This window comes from Roseburia sp. OM04-10BH (assembly GCF_003462605.1).
Classification (GTDB): domain Bacteria; phylum Bacillota; class Clostridia; order Lachnospirales; family Lachnospiraceae; genus Roseburia_C; species Roseburia_C amylophila.
In genome coordinates, this window is record NZ_QTZI01000018.1 from 35992 (window position 1) to 42475 (window position 6484).

Here is a 6484-nt window from a genome sequence, read left to right on the forward strand (position 1 = left end):
GGGAGTATCATATGATAGGTTTAATAGTAGCTCGTTCAAAAAATAATTGTATTGGGAAAAATGGAAAAATCCCATGGAAAATTAAGGGCGAGCAAAAACAGTTCAAGGAACTTACAACAGGAAATGTTGTGGTAATGGGACGGAATTCATATGATGAAATCGGTCATCCACTCCCAAATAGAGAAACTATAGTTATTTCAAAAAGTAAAAAATATGTTGGAAGAAATATTCATACAGCATCTAGTGTAAAAGAGGCTATCGAGTTAGCGAAAGGAAAGGATGTATATATAGCCGGTGGTTATGGAGTATATAAAGAAGCTATACCATTAGTGGATGTAATGTACATTACTGAAATTAATATAAATATAGAGCAAGGGGATGTTTTTTTCCCAGAATTTGATGAGAATGATTTTGATATAACAATTGAAGAAATGTCTGAGGACAATGAACAGTTTACAAGAAAGATTTATAGACGAAAAGTAGCAGTAAAAAATCGTAATTTTAAGGAGCAAAGATATGAATACTATTGTACAGCTGTTTCCTCTTGAATGTAGCGATAGAGAACAGTTTATTTTGGATAATCAGGAAGCCTTTAATTATGGTGCGATGGAAGAATTTGGACTTAGAGATGACCACTTTGAGGAAGAGGATCAAATCATATCACGGGATACGATTGAGCAGTCCATTGACGGCGGAGAAGCCTACCGTATCGTACTGGACGGTCAAAAAGTCGGCGGCATAGTGATCAAAGTTGACGGCGAAAAAGGTGACCTTGATCTTCTTTTTGTTTCTCCGGCTGTCCATAGCAAAGGTATCGGATATGCTGCTTGGTGTGCTGTTGAAAAACTGTACCCGGAAGTGAAGGTGTGGGAAACGGTCACTCCGTATTTTGAGCAGCGCAACATTCATTTTTATGTCAATCGCTGCGGCTTCCACATTGTAGAGTTTTTTAATAAATATCACCAAGATCCGAATGATCCGGAAATGTGCTCCGAAGAACTGGACGAGCAGTTCCCGGACGGAATATTCCAGTTTGAAAAGGTCATTCGGTAAATTCAAGTTTACAGAACTGAATCAAAAGAGCTCGAAGGAGCTCTTTTTCCTTTTTTATAATAGTATCTGGGACTGTTGTTCCGTTGATAAGATTTTCAAGTTGTTGTGCGACTTCGGCTTGTTTGTTTGGATACAGACGACTATAAGTATTTAAGGTTTGAAAGAATTGTAGAGCAGATGAAACAGGCACAGGGGATCACGGAACAGTTAAAGGCAGAAAATCAGATGGAATGGGTAGCGAGAATGAACAATATGTAATCGTGTGCAAGGGAGATTGTGGATACAGAGATGGTTTATCAATAATGGAAATAAAATGAAGGAGAAAAGGCGGCAGTTTAGAAAGGCTGTTGCCTTTTAGGAATTGTTGTTTATTTGTTGTTTTTTATAAGATATACTATAAAGAAAAGATAGCATTATAGCCAGAGGTGGAATTTATGAACTATAAAATTTTAATGGTTGATGATGATAGAGAATTGCTAAAAATGTTGAATCAATACTTTACATTGAAGAATTATACAGTGATTATTGCAGAAAATGGCATAGAAGCAATGGAAAAGATAAGTGCAAATCCCGATATTATTTTATTGGACGTAAATATGCCGGGAATGGACGGAATTGAAGTGTGCAGAAGAATCAGAGATATGGTTTCCTGTCCGATTATTTTTTTGACTGCAAAAGTAGAAGAACAGGATCGAGTAATGGGATTGTTGTCTGGTGGTGATGATTATGTTTTAAAACCATTCAGTTTGAAAGAATTAGATGCTAGAATTATTGCCCATTTGAAACGTGAAGAACGTTTACATAGGAAAAAAGAACAAAGGTTTTATGGAGAATTAGTGATTGACTATGCCAGTAAATGTGTACATATTAAAGGGAATGCTTTAGAGCTTACGAAATTAGAGTATGAGATCATAGAATTTTTGTCTATGAACCCTGAAATGGTATTTGATAAAGAACGAATCTATGAGAAGATTGGCGGATATGATGCAGAAGGGGACAGCCGGGTGGTTACGGAGTTGATTCGCAGAATCCGCAAGAAAATGAAAATGTATTCGGAACACGAATATATTGCAACGGTATGGGGGAGGGGATATAAATGGGCAAAATAAAAAATCTTTCGTTAAGGAAAACCATTGTTTTGTATATGATAATTAGTTTAATAATTAGTTTTTATCTTTCAGCACTAATTATGCGAATAGCAAGCACAGTACAAAACAACATTTGGTGGAATTATGTAGACCAAGAAGAATATTTTGAAATGGCTGAAGGGGATGGTAGAAGGTATTTGCCAGATGTTCCGAGACCACATTCTTATGAAATGAAAGAATTTGATTATCATGTATCGGAAATATGTGATTTTCTTCAGACATTTACAGTGCTTATCGTATCTGTTGCAGGGAGTATTATAGCGGTATTTCTTTTTTATAAGCATAAACTGAAATGCCCTATCGAAGAATTAGAACTGGCTTCCCGACAAGTTGGTCGAAATAATTTAGATTTCCATATCACTTATGAAAATGAAGATGAGATGGGCGGATTGTGCAAAGAGTTTGAACGAATGAGAGGACAGCTGGCAGAGAATAATCAACAGTTATGGAAAATGCTTGAGGAAGAAAAGGCTTTGCGGGCTGCCATTGCACATGATATACGTTCTCCGCTCTCTGTGCTGGAGGGGTATCAGGAAATGCTTTCAGAATATCTTCCGAAGAAAGAGATAAATATGGAGCAAGCCTTAGAAATGGTAAATGAAAGCAAAAAACAGATTGAACGTATGGATATCTTTGTGGAAACTATGCGAAAGATGAGCAGTTTAGATAGAAGGGAGTTAGTAGCAGAAGAAATTACCAGTAAACAGGTAGAAATAGACGTACGGGCAGAGATGAACGTGTTTAGGAAAAAATTTGGAAAGCTATATGAATTAGAATGTTCGGAAACAGAAGAAAAATTTTCAGGAGATAAGGAAGTGATTTTAGAGGTTATAGAAAACCTTTTGTCAAATGCCTTTCGTTACGCCAAGACAAAAGTGGAAATGGAAGTGTTTCTTACCTGTTCTGAATTACAGATCAGAATAAAGGATGATGGAGTGGGATTTACAATAGATAAGCAAAAGGCAACAGAGCTTTTTTATCAGCAAAATGTGAAAGACAGTTTGAAACATTCAGGAATGGGCATGTATATCAGCAGATTGTATTGTGAAAAGCATGGTGGTCAGTTACTGATAGAAAATGAAAAACAGAGTGGAGCTGTAATAACAGCAGTATTTCATCGGATTGCATGAGCGGTCCGATTTTTTTATGCTGTTGTCTTTTTGTTGTGATTTATATTTTATGATGTCTATAACGAAGGAAAGGAGGAATACGTATGATTGCTATTTTTAAAAGAGAGATTAGGAATTATCTAAAGCGACCGTTATTTTGGGTAGGTGTTCTGCTTGTGATTTATGGTGTGTTTAATGCGACAAGTCCATATTTAACCACACATTATCTTACAACGGGGGAGGAAATCATCAATGATCAGTCCAACACTTCGGTTGAAGGAGAAGTGTATGAGGGCTATATTCCAGCCACGCCTGAAAAGCACAGAGAGGTATGGCATGAAAAGGTAAAAATAAAATTAACGGATGTGTTTGGATTGACGGATTCAGAAGCACAGAATGTCATTGAAAAGCTGGAAAGCATGAATTTAAAAGAGGCCTATGCGTATTTGGAGCAGGAATATGACTGGTACGGGGCAAGGTATTTATACGAGGACAGTACGTATTATAAGGGAACGGCAGAAGAAATCAACGCATATCTAGATAAAAAATTGGAAGATAAGACATTTTCTTTTTATTACGCAAGAAAATTTGCTGATTTTGCGGGTCTGTATATGGTGTTTTTTGCAATTATTATGTTGGCGGTTTTATTTTTACAAGATACAAAAAAGCATACTTATGAATTGTTGCATACAAAGCCTGTGACTGCCGGGAAGTATGTAATGGGAAAAGTGAGTGCAGGATTTACAATTTGTTTGCTTGTGCTAACTATTTTGAATATACTGTTTTGGGTATTGTGCCGCATCTATACAAAGGATAGTGGATTTGAAGTGCGACTATGGGATTTTGTGGCTTCTACGGTACTTTATATATTGCCTAATATGCTGATGATTGTGAGTATATATACATTGATTTCACTCATATTTAAAAATCCACTTCCGGGTGTACCACTTTTGATTCTTTATATGGTGTATTCCAATTTGGGCGGAACTAATGCAGAGGGAGTTTACGGATATTGGGGCAAACCTTTGGCAATCATGGTACGATTTCCGGGGCAGCTTTTTGATACGACACCGCCCCCGATGGCGCTCTTAAATCAAAGTTTTCTTATTATTGTATCGGTAGTAATTATACTGATTTCGATACAGATTTGGAAGCGGAGGCGAATATAAATGAAGAAGGAAATGAAGATTGTTCTGCCATTTTATAAAATTGCTTATGCAGTATCCTTTGTTGTAATTTTAAGTGTGATTCGTGCAGTTGTTTTCACGTATGAAATAGGACTATCCATAGAGCCGCCTTTTGCGATATTGACTGCTGTTTTTTGTGCAGATACTTATGTGCAGGAAATTACAAGCAACCGTTCCGAAGTTCAGAGACTGTATCAGATAAAAAAGAGAATCTATTCTATTATACAGAGACTGATGATACAGGGAACTTTTTTGCTGCTGCTCGCTGTTCTTGGATATGGATTGTTTTTTGCGTTTCAGAAACCAATTACACATCCAGTAACAGAAAGTGAAATACTTCAGTTTATTACCTGTTTTGGGGCGATTGTAGTAACTATTTTCTTTTGGGGAATATTGGCTAATACATTGTCTATGCTTTTTCGCAATATGTGGATGGGAATTGGAAGCAGTCTTTTGATATGGGTAGCAACAAATTCCACAGGTGGAGATAAACTTTTTGGAGCATGGAATCTGTTTTCTTATTCTTTTAGAGATATAGAAAATACTGCCGATATTACATGGCTGTATGGGAAAGGCTTGTGTATTTGTATCGGACTGATTTTGTTACTGGCATTGCCGAAGATCGTAAGAAAGAGAGGGTAAATTTATGAGTATTCATATTGAGGATTTAACGGTAAGATTTAAGAATAGTGTCACAGCAATCGACCATGCAGATTTAGATATACCAAATGGGATATTTGGACTATTGGGAGAAAATGGAGCGGGAAAGACAACTTTGATGAGAGTTTTGACCACTGTGCTTAAACCTACAAACGGAATGGTTACATTAGACGGAATTTTGTATAGCGAAGGAAACTATGAAAAAATCCAAAGAAAGATAGGGTATTTACCACAGGAAATTGAACTGTATCCTAATTTGACGGTTCAGGAGTGTTTGGAGTATATGGGAGATCTGGCAGGTGTTCCGAAAGCAGAATGTAGAAAGCGGATAGATTATTATTTGAAAAAGACCAGTCTTATAGAACATCGTAAGAAGAAAATGAAGCAGTTATCAGGCGGTATGAAGCGACGGGTAGGATTGGTGCAGGCGCTTTTAAATGAACCGGAATTTTTAATTGTGGATGAGCCAACTACCGGTTTAGATCCGGAGGAACGTATTCGCATCCGCAATTTGTTAGTAGATTTTTCTGAAAACAGAACGGTTTTGTTTTCAACTCATGTGGTAGAAGACTTAGCTGCCACCTGCAATCAGCTTGCAATTATGCATAAAGGTCGATTTCTGTATGCGGGTTCTATGAAGAATTTGACAGAAGAAGCACAGGGGAAAATCTGGATTTGCAAAGTACCTGATGAGAGAAAAGCAAGAGAAGTGGAACAGAAGTATCGTATTACATCTAAACAGTATGTTGAGGGGGGATTGCAGTTAAGAGTGATTTCTGAAATACAGCCAGAATTGGAGTGTATGTCAATTCCTGCAACGTTGGAAGATGCTTATATTTATGTGACGAATCAATACGAGTAGATAAAGCACCATCTGATGCTTTACTACCAGTTGCACGTTGTTCGCTTTGAATATTTGTGGAGAAAAAGTATGTATTATTTTGGCTTTCTATAAAACCTATAAACCAGCCATTTATATCCTGCCCGTTCACTCGTCCGGTTCCGGTTTTTCCATAAATTCTCCATTTTCAGAGGCGGTAAGATGGATGGAATTTTTGACGGCATGAATATTAGCAGGAGTAAAGTTGAAGTTGTTTCGATATAAATTTTTCAAAAGTTCAACTTGTTCTACTGGTGAAATCTTTAAGGATGACTGCATCCAGTAGGAAGAGAAATCTCCGGATATATTTTTATTGCCATATCCTATTTGCTGAAGGTATGAATTTATAGTGGAAGATCCGAGCTGCTTGTCGATTGATTCAAAATACCAGTTTATAGAGTTAAAAAATATAAGTTAAGGAGGCATGTATTATGAAAAAAGTAATCT

At 36.8% G+C, this 6484-nt stretch carries 8 protein-coding genes and 2 pseudogenes; 8 read left to right on the forward strand and 2 right to left on the reverse strand.

Annotation, left to right across the window (positions count from 1 at the left end; genetic code table 11):
• Positions 1-11 precede the first annotated feature (11 nt).
• The 8 genes and pseudogenes from DXB43_RS14135 (at position 12) to DXB43_RS14170 (ending at position 6019) form a co-directional block, all read left to right on the forward strand.
• On the forward strand, positions 12-548 hold the full coding sequence (locus DXB43_RS14135) for a dihydrofolate reductase (protein WP_117528506.1): 537 nt from the start codon (positions 12-14) through the stop codon (positions 546-548).
• A complete protein-coding gene (locus tag DXB43_RS14140) occupies positions 517-1053 on the forward strand; it encodes a GNAT family N-acetyltransferase (protein WP_117528505.1) in 537 nt (178 codons plus the stop codon). The genes DXB43_RS14135 and DXB43_RS14140 overlap by 32 nt, the downstream gene beginning before the upstream one ends.
• Before the next feature lie 150 nt (positions 1054-1203).
• Positions 1204-1311 (forward strand): annotated as a pseudogene (locus tag DXB43_RS14145) (TnpV protein); the annotation flags it as partial.
• 176 nt (positions 1312-1487) lie between these two features.
• On the forward strand, positions 1488-2162 hold the full coding sequence (locus DXB43_RS14150) for a response regulator transcription factor (RefSeq protein ID WP_117947870.1): 675 nt from the start codon (positions 1488-1490) through the stop codon (positions 2160-2162).
• 149 nt (positions 2163-2311) lie between these two features.
• The gene (locus DXB43_RS14155; RefSeq protein ID WP_243006688.1) at positions 2312-3331 is read left to right on the forward strand and encodes a HAMP domain-containing sensor histidine kinase; all 1020 of its coding nucleotides are present in this window, start codon (positions 2312-2314) and stop codon (positions 3329-3331) included.
• 83 nt (positions 3332-3414) lie between these two features.
• Positions 3415-4479, forward strand: a complete 1065-nt coding sequence (locus DXB43_RS14160) for an ABC transporter permease (protein ID WP_022037030.1) — start codon at positions 3415-3417, stop codon at positions 4477-4479.
• On the forward strand, positions 4480-5139 hold the full coding sequence (locus DXB43_RS14165; protein ID WP_015521696.1) for a hypothetical protein: 660 nt from the start codon (positions 4480-4482) through the stop codon (positions 5137-5139).
• Positions 5140-5143: 4 nt separating this feature from the next.
• Positions 5144-6019 (forward strand): ABC transporter ATP-binding protein, encoded by an 876-nt coding sequence (locus tag DXB43_RS14170; RefSeq protein WP_015521697.1) that lies wholly within the window; start codon positions 5144-5146, stop codon positions 6017-6019.
• A 73-nt stretch (positions 6020-6092) separates the two neighbouring features.
• Here the strand turns inward: DXB43_RS14170 and DXB43_RS15950 are convergent.
• Positions 6093-6149 (reverse strand): annotated as a pseudogene (locus tag DXB43_RS15950) (hypothetical protein); the annotation flags it as partial.
• Positions 6146-6448, reverse strand: a complete 303-nt coding sequence (locus tag DXB43_RS15835; protein WP_442969680.1) for a penicillin-binding transpeptidase domain-containing protein — start codon at positions 6446-6448, stop codon at positions 6146-6148. The gene DXB43_RS15835 and the pseudogene DXB43_RS15950, both read right to left, overlap by 4 nt.
• Positions 6449-6484 lie beyond the last annotated feature (36 nt).

Coding starts and splice junctions, on each gene's coding strand:
- DXB43_RS14160 (WP_022037030.1), top strand. CDS start 3,415: ATGATTGCTATTTTTAAAAGAGAGATTAGGAATTATCTAAAGCGACCG.
- DXB43_RS14135 (WP_117528506.1), top strand. CDS start 12: ATGATAGGTTTAATAGTAGCTCGTTCAAAAAATAATTGTATTGGGAAA.
- DXB43_RS14155 (WP_243006688.1), top strand. CDS start 2,312: ATGGCTGAAGGGGATGGTAGAAGGTATTTGCCAGATGTTCCGAGACCA.
- DXB43_RS14150 (WP_117947870.1), top strand. CDS start 1,488: ATGAACTATAAAATTTTAATGGTTGATGATGATAGAGAATTGCTAAAA.
- DXB43_RS14165 (WP_015521696.1), top strand. CDS start 4,480: ATGAAGAAGGAAATGAAGATTGTTCTGCCATTTTATAAAATTGCTTAT.
- DXB43_RS14170 (WP_015521697.1), top strand. CDS start 5,144: ATGAGTATTCATATTGAGGATTTAACGGTAAGATTTAAGAATAGTGTC.
- DXB43_RS14140 (WP_117528505.1), top strand. CDS start 517: ATGAATACTATTGTACAGCTGTTTCCTCTTGAATGTAGCGATAGAGAA.